Source organism: Amycolatopsis camponoti, from assembly GCF_902497555.1.
Classification (GTDB): Bacteria; Actinomycetota; Actinomycetes; order Mycobacteriales; family Pseudonocardiaceae; genus Amycolatopsis; species Amycolatopsis camponoti.
In genome coordinates this window covers 1,049,561-1,072,506 of sequence record NZ_CABVGP010000003.1, presented here as the reverse complement: position 1 = coordinate 1,072,506, position 22,946 = coordinate 1,049,561, and the positions used below count along the sequence as shown (strand labels likewise).

Below are 22,946 nucleotides of genomic sequence, written 5' to 3'. Positions count from 1 at the left end.
GTAGCGTGCGCACATGACGTTCACCGCGCGATCGTGGCTGGCCCCGGCCGCACCGGCGTTCCCGGAGCCGATCGACGACCCGCGGGAGCGCCGGGCGATCAAGATCGAGCTGCTGATCGTCTTCGGCATCACGCTCGGGCTGTCCGGCGTGCGCAGCCTGCTGTCCCTTGTGGACTCCCTGCTGCAGCCCACGCCGTTGGCCCAGCAGCAGGTCCAGCTCAACGTGCCCCAGGCCGCGGCGAGCCTGATCGACCTGCTCAAGCAGCTGCTCTCGGCCGCCCAGCTGGTCGGCTGGGGCGCGCTCGGGCTGTACTTCCTGTGGCGCGCCGGGATCAAGATCGCGCAGGTCGGGCTGGATCGCCGGTCCCCCGGCCGCGACGCGCTGCTCACCCTCGGGCTCGCCGCGCTGATCGGGATCCCCGGCCTCGCGCTGTACTTCGTCTCCTACCACCTGGGGTTCAGCCTGGCGGTGCAACCGTCCACTTTGAACGACACGTGGTGGCGCCCGATCACGTTGACGCTGTCGGCGTTCGGCAACGCGTTCGCCGAGGAAGTCCTGGTCATCGGCTACCTGCTGACGCGACTGCGGCAGCTCGGCGTCCGGGAGAACAACGCGCTGTTCGGCGCCGCCGTGCTGCGCGGGTCGTACCACCTCTACCAGGGCTTCGGCGGGTTCGTCGGCAACCTGATCATGGGCCTGGTGTTCGGGCGGCTGTGGCAGAAGACGAACCGGCTGTGGCCGCTCGTCGCCGCGCACACGCTGTTCGACTTCGTGTCGTTCGTCGGATATGCGCTGTTGAAGGGGCACGTTTCCTGGCTGCCTTGACTAGGATTGGCGGGTGATCGACGAAACGACACCTCCCCGGGTGGACAGCGAAGTCGGACCCCTGCGCGCGGTGCTGCTGCACCGGCCCGGCAACGAGCTCAAAAGGCTGACGCCCCGCAACAACGACCAGCTCCTGTTCGACTCGATCCCGTGGGTCGACCGGGCCCAGGCCGAGCACGACGCGTTCGCCGACGTGCTGCGCAGCCGCGGCGTCGAGGTGCTGCTGCTGGCCGACGCGCTCCGGACCGCGCTGGAGGACGACCGCGCTCACGCGGCCGGTGTCCACGCGGCGGTCGACGACCGGCGGCTCGGCGTCGACCTGGCCGATTCGCTGCGTTCGCACCTTTCCGGCGTCAGCTCGGCCGGCCTCGCCGAGGTGCTGATGGCCGGGATGACGTTCGAGGAGCTGCCGTCCGCGGAGGGCGCGTCGCTGGTGCGGATGATGAACCACCCGCACGACTTCGCCGTCGACCCGCTGCCGAACCTGCTGTTCACGCGCGATTCGTCGGCGTGGATCGCCGACCGCGTCGCGATCTCGTCGCTGACGATGCCCGCGCGCCGCCGCGAGACCGCGGTGCTGGACCTGATCTACGCCTACCACCCGTACTTCCGGCACGCGGCCCGCGCGTACGGCGCGCATTCGGCGCCGATCGAGGGCGGCGACGTGATGCTGCTGGCGCCGGGCGTGCTCGCCATCGGCGTCGGCGAGCGGACGACGGCGGCCGGCGCGGAGTCCCTGGCGCGGTCGGTGTTCGCCGACGGCATCGCGCACACCGTGCTGGCGGTGCCGATCGAGCAGTCCCGCGCGACGATGCACCTGGACACGGTGTGCACGATGGTCGACGCCGACGCGGTCGTGATGTACCCGCTGGCGCGCGACTCCCTGACGGCGTTCACCATCCGCCCGACCGGCGACGGCGGCGTCAAGGTCGCGGGCCCGACGCCGTTCCTGACGGCCGCGGCCGAGGCGATGGAAATCGAGCGGCTGCGCGTCATCGACACCGGCCTCGACCCCGTGACGGCCGAACGCGAGCAGTGGGACGACGGCAACAACACGCTGGCGCTGGCGCCGGGCGTGGTCGTGGGTTACGAGCGGAACGTCGAGACGAACGAGCGTCTGGAGGCGGCCGGCATCGAGGTGCTGCCGATCGCCGGGTCCGAGCTGGGTTCGGGCCGGGGCGGGCCGCGGTGCATGTCCTGTCCGGTGCGCCGGGACCCGCTGCATTAAATGAAGTAAGCCTTCCCTAAATGTGTATGACAATTTAGGGAAGGCTTACTTAAATAAGGCTCGTCTTCTTTAGGAATGGTAACCCTAATAGGGGGGAGATCACCACCCCCAAGTGGCATTTTCGCCAATCTTGATCTATTCTCGTCTCCATGGCCCTCACCAAGAAGAAAGAACCGCGCTCGAAGTTCTACGAACTGCTGCAGGCGCAGATCCACAACGAGTTCAACGCGTCCCAGCAGTACATCGCGCTCGCGGTGTGGTTCGACGCCGAGGACCTGCCGCAGCTGGCGAAGCACTTCTACAAGCAGTCCGTCGAAGAGCGCAACCACGCGATGGCGCTCGTGCAGTACATGCTCGACCGCGACCACCACGTCGAAATCCCCGGCACGGGCGAAGTGCGCAACGAGTTCTCCGGCGTCACCGAGGTCATCGAGCTCGCGCTCGAGCAGGAGAAGGACGTCGCCACGGACATCTCCGCGATGGCCAAGGCCGCGCGCGCCGAAGAGGACTACATCAGCGAGCAGTTCATGCAGTGGTTCCTCAAGGAGCAGGTCGAAGAGATCTCCCAGATGAACACGCTGCTGAACGTCGTCAAGCGCGCGAACGGCAACCTGTTCGAGGTCGAGAACCACCTGCACCGCGAGTCCGTCGGCGACGGCGGCTCCGATTCGCAGATGCCGCCGGTGGCCGGCGGAGCGCTCTGACTGCGCTTTCCCACCACGCTTGAAACCGGAAACCCGGGCTCTCCCCCTGTGGACAGCCCGGGTTTCCGCATGTCGCCGGCGCTCAGCCGGCGCAGTCCTGGTTGACGCTCATCAGGCTGGTCTGCACGACCCCGGAGTCGTCGAGCCGGAAGTGGTAGTCGGCGGCGGCGGTGGCCGGGGCGACGACGCCGCCCGATTCTTCCCTCGCCGCGGGATAGGTCGCGAGCACCTGCGCCTTGGTCGAGCCGGCGCCGACGCCCTCGGCGGTGTGCGCCGCCTGGTTCGGGGTGACGACCGTGAGCCCGACCGCTTTCGAGACCACGACCTTCGCGGCCGACGGCACTCCGCTGCCTTGCACGGTGTAGACGGTGCAGCCGGCGCCGGCCTGAGCATCGGTGAGCGTGACGCCCTGCGCGGCCATCTCGGTCTCGGACATGCCGAGCTTGATGGTGCCGAAGCCGTCCGAACCGAGCAGTGGCCCGCTCAGCACGGGCGGCAGCTTCGACGGCGGCTGGGTCGACGGCGGCTGCGAAGCCTTCGACGTCGACGCGGCGGGAGGCGCCGAGACCTCGATGTCCTGGGTGCTGGTCGGCTCCGGAACCGGGGTCTGGGGCTGCCGCCCGGCCGTGAGGTTCTCGGGCGGCTTCACGTTGATCGAAGATCCGTCGGCGGACATCACCGCGGTGCCGTCCTCGGCGTGGAGGCGCACCATGGTGAGCCCACCCGCGACGGCGACCACGGCCGCCGCGACACCGGTCACGGCCAGGACGCCATGACGACGGCGACGACGCCGTCGCGCACCGGCGACGATGGTCGTGCCGGCCTCCGGCGGCGGCGGCAAGTCCAGCCGTTCGTCGGCGAACAGCTCACGCAGGCGCTGCTCCAGCTCGTCCTCGGAGATGTTCAACCCGCGTCACTCCCTTCGCCGTGGATGTCGGCTGCTGTCAGTTTCGATCGCAGCGAAGCGATCGCCTTGCTGGCCTGGCTCTTGACGGTTCCCTGCGTGACGCCGAGCGAACCGGCGATCTCCGCTTCGGAGAGACCTTCGTAGTAACGCAGGACCATGACGGCCCGTTGCCTCGGCGGCAGCGTCCGTAACGCGCGCCACAGCGGCTCGTGCTCGAACGGGTCGTCCGGCACGTGCGGGCTGGTGTCCGGCAGATCGGCCACCAGGCTCTCACGGCGCGTGCGGCGCCACCGGCTGACGTGCGCGTTCGCCATCGACCGGCGGACGTAGGCGAGCGGGTCGCCCGTCTTTTCGTGCACGTACGTCCAGCGCGAACCGATCTTCTCCAGCACGGTCTGCACCAGGTCCGCCGCGTCGTGCGGGTTGCCGGTGAGCGCGTGGCCGTACCGCAGCAGGCCCGGCAGGGTGGCCTGCACGAAGTCGCCGAAGTCGGCCAGCTCACCCGGCAACGTCGCGGCCCTCCCTCGGCCTGCGCTGGTCACCCAGGTATCTCCCCCGGTGAAGACGGGTGCCGCAGCGGTCACCGTATCGCCTCCCCCCGGGGTCGGATAGTCGCTTTCCCCCTGCACACGCATCACAGCCCCCTCAGGTTGCCCGCGTTCCCGCCCGGATTCGCAGACGTCCGGGTGGTTCTCGAGTTGCCCACGTCAGCGGCGGGCGAGCGCATCCGGCAGCCGGAAACGGCCGTCGGTTTCGTCGAACACGTGCACCCCGACCACCGCGGCGTGCGGAATCGGGCCGTAGACGTGCGGGAACCACACGCCGGCCGGATGCGGCGGCTCGCCGTCTTCCCAGCGGACGGCGACGCCGAGCTTGGCCGGGTCGATCTCGAGCAGCACCAGATCGGTGCGGCCCCGGTAGAGCGCGTTGGCCGGCAGGTGCGCCGTGCCGAAGTCGGAACAGTGGACGAACCCGACTTCCCCCAGTGAAGGCGGCCGGTACTGGCCGCCTTCGCCCACTTCGGCCCAGTCGGCCGCCCCGCAGATGTGAAGTATCACGCGCTGAATCGTCCCACCACGGCGTTCCGGCGGCGGTGTCTCGTGCGCCACATAAGGCCTGGTTGAACGCTCACCGAGACGGTTTCCGGCCACCGGAACACACCGACGGTCCGGTGCTTTCCGACGGCGGCCGGTGGGGAGCGGCAGTCCCTGGCTGGCGCGGTGGGGCGGAACGAAGCCGCCGTGAGCGAGGTCGTGGGCCAGCTCGGCGAGGTCGGAACGAGAGCGCCTCGAGCGGCGGTCGTGCGCCGGCGCGGTGAGGCCGAATCAGAACCGCCGCCGAGCGGGGTGCTCGGCGGCGGTCTTGGGCTGGTGCCCGATGGTCGTGGCGGCGCGGTCAGCGCAGGGTGAGCTGGCGGCCGATCAGGCCGTCGCGGGCGCGGCGCTCTGCCGCGTTCAGCGGTTCGGTGTCGAGGGACTTCAGGGCCGTCTCGAGGCGGATACCGAGGGCGTCCTTCGCCTCGGCCCACTCGCGGGCGTGGGCCTCGGGGTCGAGGTCCCAGACCGGGACCAGCAGGCCGTGTGCGCGGAACGAGCCGGCGTAGCGGGAGCCTTCGCCGAGGCCGAGCTCGCCGGCCGCGGACAGCCGGGCCAGGGCCTGGAGCAGCAGGTTCTCCGGCTCCGGACGGACCCAGCGCAGGTGCGCCTTCTCGCCGGCGAGGACCCAGTAGGCACCGTGGCCGAGGCGCTCGGTCGGCATGATCGCGGCGTTCGCACGCTCGAGGGAGACCGCGACGTCACCGGTGGCGTCCGCGTCCTCCGGCAGCCACCAGGCGAAGTCCTTGTGGAGCGTGACGTCGAGCTCGGCGCCCGGCGTCAGCAGATCCTGGAGGCGGGCGTGCTCGTCGGCGGACGGCGGGGTCGTCGTGTCCGGCACGCCGAGGACGTCGCCCTCCTTCGCGTCCAGCAGCCACTTCAGCGAGCGGCCGAGGTCGCGGCTGATGTCGGAGGAGCGGGTCTGCACCTGCAGGCCGACGTACCGCTCGCCGTCCGAGCGGACGAACGCGGCCGCGGCCATCGGCAGCACAGTGCCGAGGGTGACGTCGCCGCCGTCGGCGAGGGTCAGCTTGGCCGTAGCGGACGGCACGAACTCGCGCAGTGCGATCAGCTCGGGCTCCGCCGCCAGCCCCTCGAACGGCTGGCCGACGAAGACGTCGCGCACCTTCGGCTTGCGGTCCGTCGCCTGCTTGGGACCCTTCTTGCGCGCGCCCTTGCCCACTGCTGCCTCCTCTGGCTCGGCTTCGAACGCTATCGAAGGGTTAGTCTCGCGACGTGTTCGACCCCCGCGATCCCGCGTTCCTGGAAGACCCGTACCCCGCGTTCGCCGCACTGCGCGAGCAGGGCGACGTCCATTTTCACGACGAGCTCGGCCTGGCCGTGGCGGTGTCGCACGCCGCGTCGTCGGCCGTGCTGCGGCATCGCGGGCTGGGCCGGATCTGGCAGGACGCGCAGCCGCTCGAACGGTTCGCGTCGTTCAACCTGCTGCACCGCAACTCGCTGCTGGAGAACGAGCCGCCCGCGCACACCCGCCTGCGTCGCCTGATCGCGGGCGCGTTCGGCCGCGGCCACGTGCAGCGGCTGCGTCCGATGGTCGCGACGCTCGCCGACCGGATGGTCGACGACCTCGCGGCCGCGATCGCCACCGACGGCAGCGCGGACCTCCTCGAGCACCTGGCCCAGCCGCTGCCGGTCGCGGTGATCGCCGAGCTGCTGGGCGTCCCCGGCACCGACGGGCCGCGGATGGTCGAGCTGTCCAACGCGATCGTGAAGATGTACGAGTACGGCTTGCCCGAGGACGGCCGCGACGCCGCCGAGCGGGCGGCCGCCGAGTTCGTCGAGTACGTCCGGTCGGTGGCCGCGGCTCGCGCCGACGCCCCGGGCGACGACATCATCAGCGACCTCCTGCGCAGCGAGCTGACGCCGGACGAGCTGGTCGCGACCGCGGTGCTGCTGCTGATGGCCGGTCACGAGGCGACGGTCAACGTGCTCGGCAACGGCATCACGGCGCTGCTCACCCACCGGGACCAGTGGGAGCGCTTGCTGGCGGCTCCTTCCTTGCTGGATTCGTGCGTCGAGGAACTGATCCGGTTCGACGCGCCCCTGCAGCTGTTCGAGCGGACGGCGACCGAGGACGTGTCGATCTGCGGACATGTCGTCCCGCAGGGGCAGAAGATCGGCGCGCTGCTGGGTGCCGCGGCCCGAGATCCGAAGGTGTTCGACGCGCCGGACACCCTCGACATCGGACGGACGCCGAACGCGCACCTCGGCTTCGGCCTGGGGATCCACTACTGCGTGGGTGCTCCTCTCGCTCGGGTGGAGATCGCCGCGGCGTTGAGTGCGTTGGCCGCGAAGCTGCCGGGATTGCGGCTCGCCGAGACTCCGCGCCGGCGGCCCGAGTTCGTGATCCGGGGGCTGCGGGAGCTTCGCGTCACCGTGTGAGCCGGGTCCGGGGCGGATCTCGCGTGCTTGAAGGAGCATCACGTGTGATTGGGAGGGCATCACGCGTGATTGGGGAGGCATCACGGGGGTTCATGGGGTTACTCCGGTGAAGAGGTCTGTTTCCAGGTTGGGGCCTGGGGTTGGGTGGGCGAGGTGGTAGTCCTCGTAGGGCCAGGCTTCTCGTTCGATTTCGCGTGAGTGGGCGAAAAACGGATGGGCCGGGTCGACTTGGGTCGCGTGGGCCAGCAGGGCTCGGTCGCGGGTGGCGAAGTGGGATTCGCAGCGGATTCGGGTGGTGACCGGCAAAGCCGGCTCGAGCGGGAGTTCCGCCAGGACGTCCGTCATCGCGGACTCCAGGCCGGCGGCCAGGGTCGCGTCGTGGAGGGCTTGGAACCAGGCTCGGCTCAGGGTGGCTTGGTAGTAAAGCTTGGCTGGACGCCATGGGGCGCCGGTGCCTGGATAGCGGGTGGAGTCGGCGGCCGCGGTGAAGGCTTCGAGCGTTACCTCATGGGTGCGGATGTGGTCCGGGTGGGGGTAGCCGCCGGTTTCGTCGTACGTGATCACGACGTGGGGGCGGAACTCGCGGATCAGCGCGACCAGTGGGGCAGCCGCCGCGGAAAGCGGGATGGCGGCGAAGCAGCCGTCCGGTAAGGGTTCGCCTTCGCCGGGCAGGCCGGAGTCGACCAGCCCGAGGAAGCGCTGGCGAATACCGAGGATTTCGGCTGCGGCGGCCATCTCGCGACGGCGGATCGCCGGGAGGCCGGCGCGGTTTTCCGGGGTGTCGACGGCCGGGTTGAGGATGTCGCCGCGCTCGCCGCCGGTGCACGTGGCCACCAGGACGTCGACGCCTTCGGCCGCGTACCGGGCGAGGGTGGCCGCGCCCTTGCTGGACTCGTCGTCGGGGTGGGCGTGGACGCTCAGGAGGCGGAACGTCATCGGATGCTCCTTCGGGGCTTCCCCCAGAATATTGGGTCGAACCTCAGATTAGGTCCGACCCACTGAGTAGGTCAAGCACAATCTTGGGTCCGACCCACTAGAGTGACGGCATGAGCGAGGGACTCCGGGCCCAGAAGAAGCACGAGACCAGGAAGACCATCTCGGACGTGGCGACGAAGCTGTTCATCCGCAACGGCTTCGAGGACGTGACGATCGCGGACATCGCCACCGAGGCGCGGGTCGCCAAGATGACCGTCACGAACCACTTCCCGCGCAAGGAAGACCTGGTCTTCGACATCCGCGCCGACTTCGCGTCCTGGCCGGCCAGCCTGGTCCGCGACAGCGTCTTCCACGACACCCGCGAGCTCTACTTCGAAGCACTGGGGGCCGAGCACGCGCTGGTCGGCTTCTCGCGCCCGGGCTTCGTGCGGATGATCAAGGAGAGCCAGGTCCTGACGAACGCCCTGCACGAGATGCACCGCGAGCGCGAAGCGGCGCTCACGCACCTGCTGATCCGGCGTCACCCCGAGCAGGGGCTCGAGCCCGTGCTCGCCGCCGCCCACCTCGCCACCGTGCTGCGCGTGCTCTTCCAGGAGGTCTTCGACCGGACCCTCGAGGACGAAAAGGGGATCTCCGACGCGCTGTGGCCCACCGCCGAACTGGCTTTCGACCAGCTGGAACCGGTGCTGGGCCGGTACTAGCGCGCGGCGCCGGAAGGCCGTGCGGTGCGCAGCTCGGGCTCCGGAGCGCCGGCCACCTTCAGCACGCGCATCGAGCGCACGGCCCGCGCGTCCGACGGCGCCAGCAGCGCCGTGAACCGCCGCACGACCATGGCGGTCATGACCGCCAACGAGGCCGCGGCCAGGTCGGTCAGCGCGACCAGGACGACGCTGTCGGCCATCGACTGGACGTCGTCGCGGAAGCGCCAGACGATCGTCACGCCCAGCAGGACCCAGTTGAGCAGCCAGGCGCCCCACCACACGAGCACCTGCCGCGACGGCTTCGGCCGGACGTCGCGCGCGCGGCCCAGCACCGCGTGCTCCAGCTCGCCGGCGATCGACAACGCCATCGGCAGGTTGGCCAGCGGCACGAGGACGCCGACCAGCACCTGCCACACCGGCCGGGGCGGGTCGTCGCCCGAGACGTCAGCCGCCGCCCGGCGGGCGACCAGCAGCCACCAGAGCGTCAGCGCGGCGGGCAGCAGCGCGAGGATCGAAGCGAGCAGGCCGGCGGTGAGCACGAAACCGTCGGAAAACGCCACCACCGAACGGTTCAGCGCGGACTCGCGGCCCTCGACGAGCAGCACGTACCGCCAGACCTCCGCGCCGGCGGCGACCACGGCGAGGACGGCGAACGCGAACAGGACACCGATCAGGCTGCGGCTGAGCACCGGCAGCCGGTCGATCGGGCGGACCTCGTCCGACGCCGTGCCAGGCACCGAAGTCGGGCGGCGCCAGACCAGGTTGGGGAAACCCCAGCGCGGCGGCACCGGGTACGACGGCGGCCCGTAGTACCGCTCGGGCGGCGTCACGCGGCGACGCGGCCACGCGCCCGGCGGCGGGGACGCCACCCAGCGCAGCTTCGGCCGGTGCGCGGGACGGTGCTGGTACGGGTACGGCTCCGGCTGGGCGGCCAGCGTCCGGCCCCTCAGCTGCTGGGCGCTCGGCGGCGGGGTCTGGCGCGGCCAGTACCCAGGTGGAGGAGGCGGACCCGGCTGCAAGGCTAGATCACTTCGGGATCGATGCCGGGGTGCTCGCCGACCATCGGCCGGCCTTCGCGCTGCCACGCGCCCATGCCGCCGGCGACGTTCACCGCGTCCCAGCCGCTCTGGTTGAGCCACGACGTCGCCCGCGCGGACCGGCCGCCGCTGCGGCAGATCACGTGGATCGGCTGGTCGTCGGGCAGGTCGGCCAGCTCGCCTACGCGGGCGGGCAGCTCCCCCATCGGGATGTGCACCGCGCCGGGCGCGTGCCCGGCGGCCCACTCGTCGTCTTCGCGGACGTCGAGCAGCACGAGGCCGTCCTTGGGCAGGTCGCGGACCTCGGCGGTCGGCAGTTCAGCAGGGCTCACCACGATCTCCATGCTGCCATGTCGGGGCGTTGCCCGCGCGTGAGGTGGACGGACGGGCGGGCGGAACGGGGCATCACGCGTGATCCGGGAGGCATCACGCGTGATTGGAGGGGCGACACGGCGGGGCCTTCCGCGCGGTGCGGAAGGCCCCGGCCGCGGTCAGTGCTGGACGGCCTTCTCGGCGCCCGCGCCGGTCAGTGCGCGGACCTCCATTTCGGCGTACTTGGCCTTGTTGCGCTCCTTGGACAGGACCGTGCCGAGCCAGCCGAGCAGGAACGCCGCCGGGATCGAGACCAGGCCCGGGTTGTCGAGCGGGAACCAGTGGAAGTCGACGCCCTGGATCATCGACGCGCTCTTGCCCGTCTTCGCGTCGACCGGCTTGCCCGAGACCGCCGGCGAGAAGACGATCAGCACGATCGTGACGACGAGGCCGCCGTAGATCGACCACAGCGCGCCCTGCGTGTTGAACCGCTTCCAGAACAGCGAGTACAGGATCGTCGGCAGGTTGGCCGACGCCGCCACCGCGAACGCCAGTGCCACCAGGAACGCGACGTTCTGGCTCTTCGCCAGGATGCCGCCCGCGATGGCCAGCGCGCCGATCACCAGCGCCGTGATCCGGGCGACGCGGACCTCGCCGCCGGTGGAGACCTGGCCCTTCTTGATCACGCTCGCGTAGACGTCGTGGGCGAACGACGCCGACGCCGTGATCGTCAGGCCGGCGACCACCGCGAGGATCGTCGCGAACGCGACCGCGGAGATGAACCCGAGCAACACCGGCCCGCCGAGTTCCAGCGCGAGCAGCGGGGCCGCCGAGTTCGTCGTCCCCGGGGCCTTGGCGATCTTGTCCGGCCCGACGATCGCGCCCGCGCCGTAGCCGAGCACCAGCGTGAACAGGTAGAACACGCCGATCAGGACGATCGCCCAGACCACCGAACGACGGGCGTCGCGAGCAGTCGGGACCGTGTAGAAGCGCATCAGGACGTGCGGCAGGCCCGCCGTGCCGAGCACCAGCGCGATGCCGAGCGACAGGAAGTCGAGCTTCGTGGTGCCCGTCTTGCCGTACTGCTTGCCCGGGTCGAGCAGCGCCGCCCCGCCCTTGCCACCCTTGTCGACCGCGGCCTGGAACAGGTCGGACAGGTTGAAGCCGTACTTGCCGAGCACCCACAGCGTCATCGCGAACGCGCCGACGATCAGCAGCGCCGCCTTGATGATCTGCACCCAGGTGGTGCCCTTCATGCCGCCGATCAGGACGTACAGGATCATGATCACGCCGACGACGGCGATCACGACGTCCTGCCCCGCCTCGCCCGAGATGCCGAGCAGCAGGTTGACCAGGCCACCGGCGCCCGCCATCTGCGCGAGCAGGTAGAAGAACGACACGATCAGCGTCGAAACCGCCGCCGCCGCGCGCACCGGCGTCTGCTTCATGCGGAACGCGAGGACGTCGCCCATCGTGAACTTGCCGGTGTTGCGGAGCAGTTCCGCGACCAGCAGCAACGCGACGAGCCACGCGACCAGGAAACCGACCGAATAGAGGAAGCCGTCGTAGCCGTTGACGGCGATCGCGCCCGCGATGCCGAGGAACGACGCCGCCGAAAGGTAGTCGCCGGAAATCGCGATGCCGTTCTGCGGACCGGTGAACGCCCGGCCGGCGGCGTAGTAGTCCGACGCCGTCTTCGTGTTGCGACTGGCCCGGAACACGATCACCAGTGTGATCGCGACGAAGACCAGGAAAATGATGATGTTGAGGGTGGAGTTGCTGCCCTCCACGCCCGCGGCGACGGTCATTTGCGCGGCTCCCCTTCGATCTCGGCGCGGATCCTGTCGGCGACCGGGTCGAGCTTCCGGTTGGCGTAGCGCACGTAGAGGCCCGTGATGACGAACGTCGAGACGAACTGCAGGAGGCCGAACACCAGGCCGACGTTGATGTTGCCGACGAGCTTGGTGCTCATGAAGCCGTGCGCGTAGTCGGCGAGGAGCACGTACAGCAGGTACCAAAGCAGGAACAGCGCGGTCATCGGGAACACGAACACCCGCAATCGGCGGCGCAGGTCCGTGAATTCGGGACTCCCCTGGATGCTCTCCCAGTCGGTCTGCGGCTCCGCGCCACCGACGTCGTGTTCGGTGCTGCTCACAGCGGATCTCCACCTTCCCGTTTTTCGTACTGGTCGTACTGGTAGAAACCAACGGAACGTATGGGTCAGCTGTGTAGCTCGTAATCCCTCGATCGGGTAATACTTTCTTACTGACTGTCAGCGCATTACTTTCGGTGCCTACCCCGACCGGCGATTCGCGTCTTTTCTTCGGCTTGTCCGAATCGCGCGACCGCCCTGTCCCGCATGAAACCGAGCGGATCGGGGGCGTGCAGCCGCAGCATGATGTCGTGCACGTGGTCCGGGCGCCCGTACCCGGTCGCCCGGCTGACGAAGTACGTCGTCACGAAGGCGACCGGCACGGTGATCAGCGCCGGCTGGTTGACGAACCACGGCGCCCAGCCCCCGGTGTAGCCGCTCACGACGTTGACGATCAGCGCGGCCAGCACGAGACCGCCGCCGACGAACATCCCGGCCAGCGCACCCGGCCAGGACAGCTTGCGCCACCAGATGCCCAGCACCAGCAACGGGCTGAACGTCGACGCCGCGAGCGCGAACGTCAGCCCGATCGACAGCGAGATGTCCTCCGGCCGCAGCGCGACCGCCAGCGCGATCGGGAACAGCGCGACCAGCCCGGTCGCGACGCGGAAGTCGCGGACCCGGCCGGGCAGCAGGTCGGTCGACACCACCCCGGCGACGCTCACCAGCAGCCCGGACGTGCTGGACAGGAACGCCGCGAACGCGCCGGCCGCGGTGACCGCGCCGAGGATCTGGCCGCCGACCCCGGGCAGCATCGCCGAGGGCAACCGCAGGATCGCCGCGTCCGTCTTGCCGGTGACCAGCAGCTCCGGGACGTACATCCGGGACAGCGCGCCCAGCAGCGTCGGGAACAGGTAGAACAGGCCCAGCAGCAGCAGGACGTGCACGGTGGTGCGGCGCGCGGCCTTGCCGTCGGGGTTGGTGTAGAAGCGGACCAGCACGTGCGGCAGGCCCATCGTGCCCAGGAACGTGGCGAACATCAGCGAGTACGTCTGGAGCAGGTCGGTGAGGCTGCCCGACCCCGGGTGCAGCCAGTTCGCGTTGTCCGCGACCGAATCGCTGACCACCGGCACCGGCGTGCCGGCCAGGAACTTCAGCGTGGTGCCTTCGGAAACCGTGTGCGGGGCCAGCGGGGTCCAGTGCGTCGGACCGGCGGCCGGGCCGTTGTCGGTGCGGCCGTACGCGTACAGAAAGGTGTCCGAAGTGACGTGCAGGGTGACGTCGGTCTGGACGTCCACTGTGGTGTCGCTGGTGAACACCGGCGGTGCGGCCGCGCCGAGGGGACGGAAGCCGTCCGGGCCGCCGCCGGCGAAGAAGACCATGCACAGCACGAACGCGGGCACCGAGATCGCGAACAGCTTGAGCCAGTACTGGAAGGCCTGGACGACGGTGATCGCGCGCATGCCGCCGGCGATCACGTTGAACGCCACCACGATCATCACCGCGATGGCGCCGGTCCAGACCGGCACCGGCAGGATCGTCGCCAGCGTCAGGCCCGCGCCCTGCAGCTGCGGGACCATGTAGAGGATCCCGATGAACACGACGAACGCCGTCGAGAACCGGCGGAGGCCCTTCGAGCCGAGCCGCATCTCGACGAAGTCGGGCAGCGTGTACGCGCCGGAGCGCCGCAGCGGCGCCGCGACGAAGAGCATCAGGGCGAGGTAACCCGCGGTGAAGCCGATCGGGAACCACAGCGCGTCGGCGCCGTCCTTGAGCACGATCCCCGCGATGCCGAGGAACGATGCCGCGGACAGGTATTCACCGGAGATCGCGGCGGCGTTGCGGCGGGACCGTACGGTCCGCCGGGCGACCAGGAAGTCGTGCGTGCTCGTGGCCGAACGCGAAGAGCGGTGACCGAGGAAGAACGTCACCACGGCGACCAGCACGATGCCGGTCAAGGCCCACGGGTTCAGCTGCACGGGGGAATCCTCGCACGAGTCGTGCGGAAACTAGTTTTCGATCATGTCCACGAAAGCGCGTTCGTTGCGTTCGGCCAGGCGGTTGTACCAGATGCCCACGCCGAACAGGAACGGGAACGGCAGGACGCCGAGGATCAGCCAGGCCACCGGGATGCCGACCAAGCTCAATCGGGAGAACCCAGGAACGAGGTAGAACAGCACCGGCAGCGAACCGAACACGACGACGACGAGGCCGGACAGCAGCAGCGCCGTCCGCAGCTGGACCTTGACCAGGTGGTCCTTCACGAGCAGCTTTCCCCAGCTGGTCTGCTCTTCCAGCTCGACGCGGGCGCGCAGGCTACCGCTGCCGCGACGCTGGTCGTTGAGGATCACTCGCTCGCGCTTGGGCCGGGTGTGGTGTTCCGGCTTGGGCGACGGCTCGTCCTCGGGCGCCGGCGGAAGCGGCTCGACGACGGCCTGGTCCGTCGGCTGCGGGAGCGGCCGCTGCTGGCGGACGCGCCGGCCGAGCGTCGGATCGGGCTCTCGCACGCCGTTCGCGCGGCGCTCGTAGAAGTCGTCGGTCATGACCGGTTCCCGGCTCAGCCGTTCCGGCCCGAGCCGACCAGCCGGTCCTTCAGCGCCCGGGTGTGGCGCCGGCTCACCGGCAGCACCTTCTCCTCGTTGCCGATCACGACCTGGTAGCCGCCCTGGCCCATCCGCAGCTCGGTGATGAGCGGCAGCGCGACCAGGAACGACCGGTGGATCCGGACGAATCCGGCTTTCTCCCAGCGCTCTTCGAGCTGGGCCAGCGGGATGCGGACCAGGTGGCTGCCTTCGGTGGTGAACAACCGCGCGTAGTCGCCCTGCGCCTCGACCCAGCGGACCGAGGAGCGCGGGATGAGCTTGGTGGTGCCCGCCAGCTCGACCGGGATGACCTCGTCGTCGTTCTTCACGCCCGGCTCGCCGCCGAGGGCGCCCGGTGCCGGCGCCGCGGCGGAGGCCAGCTTCTCGATCACGCGCGTGATCGCGCGGTCGAGGCGGTCCTGCTGGTACGGCTTCAGCACGTAGTCCAGGGCGCCGAGGTCGAAGGCGTTGACCGCCTCCTCGGCGTGCCCCGTGACGAACACGAGCGCGGGCGAGGGCCGGAGCGCGGCGAACACGCGCGACATCTCCATCCCGGACAACCCGGGCATGTCGATGTCGGCGAAGACCGCGTCGACGATCGGCAGGCCACGCTCCTTGCGGTCGCGTAGTCTCGGGTCGTCGGTCGACAGCAGCCGCAGCGCCTCCGACGCGTCGATCGCCGGGAACACCTTCGCGACGTGGGGGCTGTTGCGCAGGCAGTGGACTAGTTCGTCCAGACCTCGAGGCTCGTCGTCCACAGCCAGGACCACGAGCTTCCGGGTGTCATCGTGAGCACTCACAGTGAAACGCATCCTGCCCATTGCCGAGTGCAATGTCCAGCCCCCGTCTGCCTGAAGTGGCGGGACCCCGCCGGTGACGCCGCCACCAGCGGGGTCCCTCGCTATCAATGCACGAACGTGAACCAGTTGAGGTTCACGAAGTCGGCGGGCTGGCCACTCGTGAAGGTGACGTACACGTTGTGCACGCCGGTCACCCCGCTGATGTTCGCCGGGACGGTCCGCCAGCTCTGCCAGCCGCCCGTGTTGCCGACGGCGAAGCTGCCGATCGGGGCGTTGGACAGGCTGTCCAGCCGGACCTCGACCAGACCGCTGACCCCGCCCGCGGCCCCGGACGCCACGCGCGCCTGGAAGTTCGTCGCCGCGGTGCTCCCGAAGTCCACGCCGGGGTAGAGCGCCCAGTCGCCGTTGCCGGCCGGGCCGATGTTCTGGCCGCCGCCGGTGTCGGTGGTCGTCTGCTTGGCCAGGCCGTTCTGCTGGGTGTAGGACTCGGCCTGGATGGTGCTGTACGCGCTGCCGCCGTTCCCGGGCGGAGTCGTAGTGGTCGGCGGGGTGGTGGTCGTCCCGCCGCCGTAGCCACGGGTGGTGACCGTCACGTAGTCGACGACCATCGGACGGCTCGGCACGATCCCCGGCCCCGGCGTGGTCGTGCCGGAGTTGTTGTTGGGGAACGCGCCGCCGATCGCCACGTTCAGCAACACGAAGTAGCCCTGGTGGCTGGTCATGTTCGCCCACGTGGTCGCGTCGACCTGGTTCTGGCTGACCGAGTGGAACTGCTGCCCGTCGACGAACCAGCGGAACACCTGCGGGCTGACGCTCGCGTCCCATTCGAAGCGGTAGGTGTGGAAGGCCGACTGGCAGCTGCTGCCGGGGCAGGCGCGGTTGGCGACGATGCCGGTGGTCTCGTTGCACGGGCCGCCCGGGTTGACGCCGCAGTGCAGCACGCCCCAGACGGAGTTGATCCCGTTGACGTTCTCCATGATGTCGAACTCGCCGACCGCGGGCCAGTTCCACCAGTTGCCGCGGTAGGGGCCGCCGAGGGCCCAGAACGCGGGCCAGTAGCCGAGCGCGGCCGCGCCGGTGACGTTCGGCATCTGGATCCGGCTTTCGATCCGCAGGACGCCGCCGGCCGGGGGCTTGAAGTCGGTGCGCTGGGTTTCGATCCGCGCGGACGTCCAGTTGCCCGAGCCGTCGCGCAACGGCGTGATGCGGAGGTTGCCGGCGCCGTCCTGGGCGAGGTTCGACGTGCTCGACGTGTAGTTCTGGATCTCGCCGGTGCCCCAGTTGCCGGGGCCGCCGGGGTAGGCGTGGCCGGTGTCGATGATCCAGTTCGAGCCCGACGGCAAGGTGTTCGCGCCGCCGGTGAAGTCGTCGGCGAAGACGGTGGTCCAGCCCGAGTCGGGCGGCGGGATGGACGCGGCGGCGGGCAGGGTCAGCGGGACCGCGATGAGCGCGGCGCCCAGCACGGCACCGATGGCGAATCTTCGGGAGTGGGGCATCGGGTACGACCTCCTCGTCGTCCGGATTTGTTGCCGATCGCAACAAAGCCCGTTCACGAGGAAACCCGACGCCCCACGTCACTTCCAGAGGCGTTACGCAGGAAGAGTGATTCAGGTCACAAAGTCTGCCCGGAAGTACTCAAACCGGACAGAGGACTCAGAGGCCGAAGCGGGACCACGCCGCCTTCTGCGTCACCGCGTCCAGGACCGCCGACGCCGCGGCCGGTGCGCCGATGCCGAGGCGCGCGAGCAGGGCCTTCTTCGGCTCCGCCACCGAGATGTCGGCGTCCGGGTAGCGCTCGGTGATGATCTGGCGGAGGCTGCCCACGCCGTCGATCAGGCCGAGCTCCTGCGCCTTGGCGCCGAGCCAGACGTCGCCGGTGAACAGGTCGTCGGTGTCGGTCAGCCGGTCGCCGCGGCGCTCCCTCACCCAGCTCACGAACAGCTCGTGGAGCTGGCTGTGCATCTTCTTCAGCCACTCGACGTCTTCGGGCTTCTCCGGCGAGAACGGGTCGAGCCGGGACTTGTTCGCGCCCGCCGTGTGCAGCCGGCGCTCGATGCCGAAGCGTTCGAGCAGGCCGGTGAACCCGAAACCGCCGCTGATCACGCCGATCGAGCCGACCATCGACGTCCGGTGCGCGTAGATCTCGTCCGCCGCGCAGGCCAGCCAGTACCCGCCCGACGCGGCGACGTCCTCGCAGAACGCCAGCACCGGGACACCCTTTTCGTCCGCCAGCTGCCGGATCCGCTCCGCGACCAGCCCGGACTGCGTCGGCGCGCCGCCCGGCGAGTTGATCAGCAGGGCGACCGCCTTCAGCCGCTCGTGACCGAACGCCCTGGTCAACGCCGTCTCGACGGTGGCGAGGTTGATCGCGCCCCTGGCCAGTGGGGACGGCGACGGCGTGATCACGCCGTGCAGCTTCACCACGGCCACGACGTCCTTGCGCTCCACGCGGTCGGCGAGCACCGGGATCCGCGAAGCCAGCTTGTCCGTAACGCTCATAACGCCAGGCTAGCCGGATTTTTCGGGGGTCCGGGTGGCGAAGCCCCCGGCCCCCGGATGTCACAGCGGGATTCAGCCCATGGGGAGGATGCCGGAGCGCGTGCCGTTGACGCCGTTCACCTCGGCACCGTTGAGCTGGGCCGGGCCGCCCTGCGATGGCACGTCGGCCGGCGCGGCGTCGTTTTCGGAGCTGTAGTCCGGCATGTTCGGGCGGACACCGGGGACGAACTTCGGCACCCGCAGCGTCACCTTCATGCCGGCCCCGGGCGCGGTCTCGACCATCACCGCGTAGTCGTTGCCGAAGACCTGCTGCATGCGCTGGCTGATGTTGCCGAGCCCGACGTGCGCGCCGGTGCTGTGCGCGTTCTTGACGTCCTTCAGCCGCCGCGGGTCCATGCCGATGCCGTCGTCCTCGACGCTGATCAGCGCCTCGGTGCCGTGGTCCTGCGCGATCACCGTGACGCAGCCGCCGCTGGGCTTGCTGGCCAGGCCGTGCTTGACCGCGTTCTCGACGAGCGGCTGGATGATCAGGAACGGCACGACGACGCTGAGCACCTCGGGCGCGATCTTCATCCGCACCTCGAGCCGGCCGCCGAAGCGGGCGTTCTCGATGGTCAGGTAGCGGTCGATGTTGCGCAGCTCCTCGGCGAGCGACGTGAACATGCCCGACGAGCGGAACGAGTAGCGCGTGAAGTCGGCGAAGTCCTGAAGCAGCTCTCGCGCCTCTTCGGGGTCCGTGCGGATCAGCGCGGAGATCGTGTTGAGCGCGTTGTAGACGAAGTGCGGCGAGATCTGCGCGCGCAGCGCCTTGATCTCCGCCTGCTGGAGCTGCTGCTTCGACTCGTCGAGCCGGGACAGCTCGAACTGCGTGCAGACGAACTGGGCGACGGCGTCGGCCATCTGCACCAGCCGCCCGCGGGTGCGGCCGACGACGATCAGCGCCGCCTCGGTCTCGCCCTCGACCAGCAACGGCACGATGACGGCGGTCTTCATCCGGCAGGTGCCACGGTGGTTGCAGGGCATCCGGTCGTGCGCGACGACCTCGCGGCGGTGCTTGCGGATGGCCGCGCCGATCGCGTCGACGAGGTCGACGTAGTGCTCGTTCGCCTCGCCGTCCCAGGACAGCAGCGTGCCCTCGCTGTCGGTGATGCCGACGGCGACGCAGTCGAGCATCTGCAGCAGCTGGGTGGTGATCTTGTCGGCGGCGTCCTCGTCCAGGCCGGAACGGAGGTTCGGCGCGGCCTTCGACATCCGGTGGACCGCCTGCAGCATGGCGTCCTCCACCACGCTCGCCGGCTTGCGCTGCTTCACGAGCAGGATGATCACCACGATGCCGAGCAGGACCGCGACCCCCCAGGGGACGACCTGCGCAAGCGGAAACCCGGACACGGCGTCCATGCTCTGCGCTCGACCAACCGGGTGCAAGGCCTGATCCCACTTTCTGTCCAACTGTGATGACCGAGGGTTGGAGTGACCCTACTAAGAGTCGGTTGACCGGCCGGCCGATCACTGTCCGCAACACGCTGGAGGGGCGTCCTGTTCCACCGGATCCGGGGAAAGTGCCAGGAAGAGGGCGGTTTCGCTGACGGCGATCACAACGCCGCCGGGGTTCGGGCGGCCGGCGGCACAGCGCGTGCGGCCGATCGGGGGAATCCCGGTGCGTGACGTGGCGACCACGGATGTCACCCGGCTATTTGAGCAGCCGCGACATCCGGCGGTCGGCCAGTGGCTTGCCGTTCGTCTGGCAGGTCGGGCAGTACTGGAACGACTTGTCGGCGAACGAGATCTCGCGGATCGTGTCGCCGCAGACCGGGCACGGGAGGCCGGTGCGCGCGTGGACGTGCAGGCCCGAGCGCTTCTCGCCCTTCAGGCGCGCTGCCTTCTGGCCGACCGAGCGCTTGACCGCGTCCGCCTCGATCTCGACGATCGCCTCGGCCAGGGTCTCCAGCGCGCCGTCGTCGAGCTTGCCGATCGTCGCGTACGGGGAGAGCTTCGCGCGGTGCATGATCTCGTCGGAGTACGCGTTGCCGATGCCGGCGATCAGCGACTGGTCGGTCAGCGCCCACTTCAGCCGGGTGTTCTTCCCGGCGAACAGCTCACGCAGCTGCACGGCGTCCAGCGAGAGGGCGTCCGGACCGAGGCGCGCGACGCTCGCGATCTCCTGCGGGTCCTTCACGACCCACACCGCGAGCCCCTTCTTCGTGCCCGCCTCGGTGAGGTCGAAGCCGGGCCCGGTCGCGGACTCGAGGTGCACCCGCAGCGAAATCGGGCCCTTGCCCGGCTTGAGCGGCGCCGCGGCCAGGCCGTCGGACCAGCGCAGCCAGCCCGCGCGAGCCAGGTGGACGACCAGGTGCAGATCACCCGCGACGACGTCGAGGTGCTTGCCGTGCCGGGTCGCGCCGGTGATCTCGCGGCCGTGCAGGTCGGTCCACGGCGGGGTCGCCGTCTTCAGGACGCTGAGCGATGCGACATCGATGCGGAAGATCGTCCGGCCGACGGCGTTCTCGCGCAGGTGGTGCGCCAGGGCTTCGACCTCGGGCAGTTCGGGCATGCCCCCAGTTTCACCCCTTCGACCGATTTCCGGTACCGGCTACTCGACCGGGTGCAGTGGCCCGTCGAAGTCCGGCAGCGAGTGGCGCTGGATCGTCTTGGAGATCTTCTTGACCTCACCCTGCACGGTGAACATGCCGCGGATGGTGCCGACCCAGCGCTCGGACGGCCGGTCGCCGGTCATGTCGCCTTCGGTCTCCGCGACGACCGTCCACGGCCGGCGCAGGATCCAGCGCAGCGGGAAGAAAAGCACTATGAGCAGCAGCGCCAGCAGCACCCACGCGGGGATGTTGACCTCGTTCGGCGTCCACACGACGAGGATCACGGCCAGCAGCGCGGTGACCACGATCATCGCGATGCCGGGACCGTAGCTGCCGGCGACGTCGTGCTCGAAGTCGTCGGCCGTCGCCGGAGCGCGCCATTCCATCTGGGCACGGACCACCCAGTCGCGGCCGTCTTCGCCGCGTACCAGCCGGTTCATTCAGTTGCCTCCCGGGGCGCCCGCAGGGTGAGCAGCACAACGGTACCGTGCCCGGGCTCGCCCGCGCGAGGGAGGAATCGGACATCCCACCCGGCGAAGATGATCACCGCAGTTCAGGGAGCCGGCGAGGTGGCGGACGTCGAATCCGCCGATTCGCCCGAACCAGTGACGCCGGACGCCCGGCTCGGCCACGGCTTCCCCGACGTCGGCGTCACCGTGGTCGACGGCTCGGTGGACGACGGCTCGCCGGCGGTCGGCTCCGGCTTGACCGGCACCGTCGTGGTCGTCGTCGTGTTCTCCGGCGACAGCTCGGGCGCGTTGGCGCTCTCCGGCACCGTCTCGTCGCTGGACTTCGTCATCTCGGTGGTGGTCGAGTCCAGCCGCGGCGAGGTCTCCGGGTGGTCGGGCGCGCTGAAGGTCGAGGACGACAGGTCCTCGCGCGGGGTCTCGCCGTTCGTGCCCGGGTCCGCCCCGGTGCCGACGCCTCCGGCCGGGACGTCGCCCGCCGGTATCGACGGCACCTCGTTCACGCCCAGCTGACGGCTGCCGGTGCGCTGCCGAGCCGGGATGGCGACCCCGGTGCCGCGGCCGTTGAGCACGCCGATGCCGATCCGCGGGTCCTGCCGTGGCTGCGGGGGCGGCTGCTGGTGCGACTCGGTCGGCGGCACCACCACGAGCTCGGGCGCGCCGCCGGTCAGCCCGACGTCCTGCACCGGCGTCGTCCCGAACAGGACGGGACCTGCGGCGACGCCGACGGCACCCACGGCCGCGGTCGACGCCAGCGCGAGCCCGACCTTGACCTTCGACCCGACCAGCACGCCCTTGAGCGTCGCGCCGAGCCCGGTCAGCACGCCGCCGCCGCTAGCCGCGGCACCCGCCGCCGGCACCAGCAGCACCAGCACGCCGGCGTGCGCACGCAGCGACGAGCAGACGTCGCGCAGCTCGTCCTGGGTCGCGCGGCACGACGGGCAGCCGTGCAGGTGCGCCTTGATCCGCTCGGCTTCGGCGCCGGTGACGCTGCCCGCGGTGAACCCGCCGAGCTTCTCGACGACCGCGCGGCACGAGTCCGGCCCGCGGTTCACCGAAAGGTGTGCCTGCAGGTACGCCGCGCGCAGGCCTTGGCGGGCCCGCCGGGCCAGCGCCGCGGTGGCGTTCGCGCTCAGCCCGAAGTGGGTGGCGACCATGGCGGGCTGCTCGCCCTCGACCTCGGTCTGCCACAGCACGGTCCGCCAGCGCTCGGGCAGGCTGGTGAACGCCGTCGTGATCAGGGTGTGCTCGGCCGTGCGGGCGTGCGTGTCGGCACCCGCCCCGGCGCGGAAGGTCAGCTCGTCGTCCGACACGGGGACGTCGCGGCGGGCACCGTGCCACTCCCACGAGACCCGGCGGGCGACGGTCAGGAGGTAGGCGCGGACGTAGTCCCTGGGGCCGGAGCCACGGCGGAGGGCCTGCAGGACGCGGAAGAACGTCTCCGCGGTGATGTCTTCGGCCTCGGACCGGTCGGAAGCCAGGCTCTGCGCCAGTCTCCGGACGGCGGCGGCGTGCAGCTCGAACAGCTCTCCGAACGCGGCGTCTTCGCCGTTTCGAAGTCGTTGCAGCAGTGCCTGCTCGTCGGATTCCGAGGCCGCTGGTGGCGGCACCGTGCCCAGCTCGGTCATCCGGCCCGGCACCTCCTCCCCGAAGGTTCTCCCCGTTCGGTCGAATGGGGACACCATACGGAGGGAATCAGCCGTCGTCACCCCTTGTACGCCAGCTGTGACACCGAAGCACCGGGTCAGGGCACCGGGGGACCCGCTC

The 22,946-nt window shown here is 70.1% G+C and carries 23 protein-coding genes; 5 read left to right on the top strand and 18 right to left on the bottom strand.

The genetic code is table 11. The annotated features are described in order from the left end of the window. Positions 1 to 13: 13 nt before the first annotated feature. The 3 genes from AA23TX_RS41545 (at position 14) to AA23TX_RS41535 (ending at position 2,758) form a co-directional block, all read left to right on the top strand. A complete protein-coding gene (locus AA23TX_RS41545) occupies positions 14 to 826 on the top strand; it encodes a CPBP family intramembrane glutamic endopeptidase (RefSeq protein WP_155548422.1) in 813 nt (270 codons plus the stop codon). 40 nt (positions 827 to 866) lie between these two features. Next, positions 867 to 2,054 (top strand): arginine deiminase, encoded by a 1,188-nt coding sequence (locus AA23TX_RS41540; RefSeq protein WP_196425922.1) that lies wholly within the window; start codon positions 867 to 869, stop codon positions 2,052 to 2,054. Between the two features lie 149 nt (positions 2,055 to 2,203). Further along, complete coding sequence (locus AA23TX_RS41535) at positions 2,204 to 2,758, top strand: ferritin (protein ID WP_155548420.1); 555 nt, start codon at positions 2,204 to 2,206, stop codon at positions 2,756 to 2,758. 82 nt (positions 2,759 to 2,840) lie between these two features. Here the strand turns inward: AA23TX_RS41535 and AA23TX_RS41530 are convergent, their stop codons facing one another. The 4 genes from AA23TX_RS41530 to AA23TX_RS41515 form a co-directional block, all read right to left on the bottom strand. Next, positions 2,841 to 3,665: a hypothetical protein gene (locus AA23TX_RS41530; RefSeq protein WP_155548419.1), complete on the bottom strand. Its 825-nt coding sequence runs from the start codon at positions 3,663 to 3,665 to the stop codon at positions 2,841 to 2,843. Next, positions 3,662 to 4,174 (bottom strand): SigE family RNA polymerase sigma factor, encoded by a 513-nt coding sequence (locus tag AA23TX_RS41525; RefSeq protein ID WP_155549409.1) that lies wholly within the window; start codon positions 4,172 to 4,174, stop codon positions 3,662 to 3,664. The genes AA23TX_RS41530 and AA23TX_RS41525 overlap by 4 nt, the downstream gene beginning before the upstream one ends. 198 nt (positions 4,175 to 4,372) lie before the next feature. Then, complete coding sequence (locus AA23TX_RS41520) at positions 4,373 to 4,723, bottom strand: DUF952 domain-containing protein (RefSeq protein WP_196425824.1); 351 nt, start codon at positions 4,721 to 4,723, stop codon at positions 4,373 to 4,375. A 337-nt stretch (positions 4,724 to 5,060) separates the two neighbouring features. Beyond that, positions 5,061 to 5,942, bottom strand: coding sequence for a DUF5926 family protein (locus tag AA23TX_RS41515; protein WP_155548418.1), 882 nt, complete (start codon positions 5,940 to 5,942; stop codon positions 5,061 to 5,063). A 53-nt stretch (positions 5,943 to 5,995) separates the two neighbouring features. On the opposite strand from AA23TX_RS41515, the gene AA23TX_RS41510 reads away from it, so the two are divergent. Further along, the gene (locus AA23TX_RS41510) at positions 5,996 to 7,162 is read left to right on the top strand and encodes a cytochrome P450 (RefSeq protein ID WP_155548417.1); all 1,167 of its coding nucleotides are present in this window, start codon (positions 5,996 to 5,998) and stop codon (positions 7,160 to 7,162) included. Positions 7,163 to 7,252: 90 nt separating this feature from the next. On the opposite strand, the gene mca is transcribed toward AA23TX_RS41510, so the two are convergent. Then, positions 7,253 to 8,098 carry a mycothiol conjugate amidase Mca gene (mca, locus tag AA23TX_RS41505; RefSeq protein WP_155548416.1) on the bottom strand — a complete coding sequence of 282 codons (846 nt, stop codon included), beginning with the start codon at positions 8,096 to 8,098 and terminating at the stop codon, positions 7,253 to 7,255. Between the two features lie 110 nt (positions 8,099 to 8,208). On the opposite strand from mca, the gene AA23TX_RS41500 reads away from it, so the two are divergent. Continuing rightward, positions 8,209 to 8,799, top strand: coding sequence for a TetR/AcrR family transcriptional regulator (locus AA23TX_RS41500; protein ID WP_155548415.1), 591 nt, complete (start codon positions 8,209 to 8,211; stop codon positions 8,797 to 8,799). Here AA23TX_RS41500 and AA23TX_RS41495 read toward each other — a convergent pair. The 13 genes from AA23TX_RS41495 to AA23TX_RS41435 all read right to left on the bottom strand — a co-directional run bounded on the left by AA23TX_RS41495 (position 8,796) and on the right by AA23TX_RS41435 (position 22,807). After that, positions 8,796 to 9,818 carry a DUF4328 domain-containing protein gene (locus tag AA23TX_RS41495; RefSeq protein ID WP_155548414.1) on the bottom strand — a complete coding sequence of 341 codons (1,023 nt, stop codon included), beginning with the start codon at positions 9,816 to 9,818 and terminating at the stop codon, positions 8,796 to 8,798. The two genes, AA23TX_RS41500 and AA23TX_RS41495, sit on opposite strands and share 4 nt — an antisense overlap. Before the next feature lie 2 nt (positions 9,819 to 9,820). Next, on the bottom strand, positions 9,821 to 10,180 hold the full coding sequence (locus AA23TX_RS41490; protein ID WP_155548413.1) for a rhodanese-like domain-containing protein: 360 nt from the start codon (positions 10,178 to 10,180) through the stop codon (positions 9,821 to 9,823). Between the two features lie 147 nt (positions 10,181 to 10,327). Then, on the bottom strand, positions 10,328 to 11,956 hold the full coding sequence (locus tag AA23TX_RS41485; protein ID WP_155548412.1) for a monocarboxylic acid transporter: 1,629 nt from the start codon (positions 11,954 to 11,956) through the stop codon (positions 10,328 to 10,330). Beyond that, the gene (locus tag AA23TX_RS41480; RefSeq protein ID WP_155548411.1) at positions 11,953 to 12,303 is read right to left on the bottom strand and encodes a DUF485 domain-containing protein; all 351 of its coding nucleotides are present in this window, start codon (positions 12,301 to 12,303) and stop codon (positions 11,953 to 11,955) included. The genes AA23TX_RS41485 and AA23TX_RS41480 overlap by 4 nt, the downstream gene beginning before the upstream one ends. A gap of 125 nt (positions 12,304 to 12,428) precedes the next feature. Beyond that, positions 12,429 to 14,219: a sodium/solute symporter gene (locus AA23TX_RS41475; RefSeq protein ID WP_155548410.1), complete on the bottom strand. Its 1,791-nt coding sequence runs from the start codon at positions 14,217 to 14,219 to the stop codon at positions 12,429 to 12,431. A gap of 30 nt (positions 14,220 to 14,249) precedes the next feature. Further along, the gene (locus AA23TX_RS41470) at positions 14,250 to 14,783 is read right to left on the bottom strand and encodes a hypothetical protein (protein WP_155548409.1); all 534 of its coding nucleotides are present in this window, start codon (positions 14,781 to 14,783) and stop codon (positions 14,250 to 14,252) included. A gap of 14 nt (positions 14,784 to 14,797) precedes the next feature. After that, positions 14,798 to 15,634 carry a LytR/AlgR family response regulator transcription factor gene (locus AA23TX_RS41465; protein WP_196425823.1) on the bottom strand — a complete coding sequence of 279 codons (837 nt, stop codon included), beginning with the start codon at positions 15,632 to 15,634 and terminating at the stop codon, positions 14,798 to 14,800. A gap of 92 nt (positions 15,635 to 15,726) precedes the next feature. Beyond that, entirely contained in the window at positions 15,727 to 17,118 is a 1,392-nt protein-coding gene (locus tag AA23TX_RS41460; RefSeq protein ID WP_155548408.1) for a carbohydrate-binding protein, read from the bottom strand. Positions 17,119 to 17,275: 157 nt separating this feature from the next. Further along, on the bottom strand, positions 17,276 to 18,121 hold the full coding sequence (locus AA23TX_RS41455; RefSeq protein ID WP_155548407.1) for a S49 family peptidase: 846 nt from the start codon (positions 18,119 to 18,121) through the stop codon (positions 17,276 to 17,278). A gap of 72 nt (positions 18,122 to 18,193) precedes the next feature. Next, the gene (locus tag AA23TX_RS41450; protein WP_155548406.1) at positions 18,194 to 19,519 is read right to left on the bottom strand and encodes a histidine kinase; all 1,326 of its coding nucleotides are present in this window, start codon (positions 19,517 to 19,519) and stop codon (positions 18,194 to 18,196) included. 292 nt (positions 19,520 to 19,811) lie between these two features. Further along, positions 19,812 to 20,672: an Fpg/Nei family DNA glycosylase gene (locus tag AA23TX_RS41445; protein ID WP_155548405.1), complete on the bottom strand. Its 861-nt coding sequence runs from the start codon at positions 20,670 to 20,672 to the stop codon at positions 19,812 to 19,814. Between the two features lie 39 nt (positions 20,673 to 20,711). Beyond that, a complete protein-coding gene (locus AA23TX_RS41440) occupies positions 20,712 to 21,152 on the bottom strand; it encodes a DUF983 domain-containing protein (RefSeq protein ID WP_155548404.1) in 441 nt (146 codons plus the stop codon). A gap of 113 nt (positions 21,153 to 21,265) precedes the next feature. Continuing rightward, positions 21,266 to 22,807 (bottom strand): sigma-70 family RNA polymerase sigma factor, encoded by a 1,542-nt coding sequence (locus AA23TX_RS41435; RefSeq protein ID WP_155548403.1) that lies wholly within the window; start codon positions 22,805 to 22,807, stop codon positions 21,266 to 21,268. Positions 22,808 to 22,946: the final 139 nt, after the last annotated feature.

Bases quoted from the DNA above. Each gene is read 5' to 3' on its own strand.
- AA23TX_RS41435 (WP_155548403.1), bottom strand. From the start codon at position 22,807: ATGACCGAGCTGGGCACGGTGCCGCCACCAGCGGCCTCGGAATCCGAC.
- AA23TX_RS41445 (WP_155548405.1), bottom strand. From the start codon at position 20,672: ATGCCCGAACTGCCCGAGGTCGAAGCCCTGGCGCACCACCTGCGCGAG.
- AA23TX_RS41460 (WP_155548408.1), bottom strand. From the start codon at position 17,118: ATGCCCCACTCCCGAAGATTCGCCATCGGTGCCGTGCTGGGCGCCGCG.
- mca (WP_155548416.1), bottom strand. From the start codon at position 8,098: ATGACGTTCCGCCTCCTGAGCGTCCACGCCCACCCCGACGACGAGTCC.
- AA23TX_RS41545 (WP_155548422.1), top strand. From the start codon at position 14: ATGACGTTCACCGCGCGATCGTGGCTGGCCCCGGCCGCACCGGCGTTC.
- AA23TX_RS41440 (WP_155548404.1), bottom strand. From the start codon at position 21,152: ATGAACCGGCTGGTACGCGGCGAAGACGGCCGCGACTGGGTGGTCCGT.
- AA23TX_RS41470 (WP_155548409.1), bottom strand. From the start codon at position 14,783: ATGACCGACGACTTCTACGAGCGCCGCGCGAACGGCGTGCGAGAGCCC.
- AA23TX_RS41500 (WP_155548415.1), top strand. From the start codon at position 8,209: ATGAGCGAGGGACTCCGGGCCCAGAAGAAGCACGAGACCAGGAAGACC.
- AA23TX_RS41490 (WP_155548413.1), bottom strand. From the start codon at position 10,180: ATGGAGATCGTGGTGAGCCCTGCTGAACTGCCGACCGCCGAGGTCCGC.
- AA23TX_RS41535 (WP_155548420.1), top strand. From the start codon at position 2,204: ATGGCCCTCACCAAGAAGAAAGAACCGCGCTCGAAGTTCTACGAACTG.
- AA23TX_RS41455 (WP_155548407.1), bottom strand. From the start codon at position 18,121: ATGAGCGTTACGGACAAGCTGGCTTCGCGGATCCCGGTGCTCGCCGAC.
- AA23TX_RS41465 (WP_196425823.1), bottom strand. From the start codon at position 15,634: ATGCGTTTCACTGTGAGTGCTCACGATGACACCCGGAAGCTCGTGGTC.
- AA23TX_RS41450 (WP_155548406.1), bottom strand. From the start codon at position 19,519: ATGGACGCCGTGTCCGGGTTTCCGCTTGCGCAGGTCGTCCCCTGGGGG.
- AA23TX_RS41485 (WP_155548412.1), bottom strand. From the start codon at position 11,956: ATGACCGTCGCCGCGGGCGTGGAGGGCAGCAACTCCACCCTCAACATC.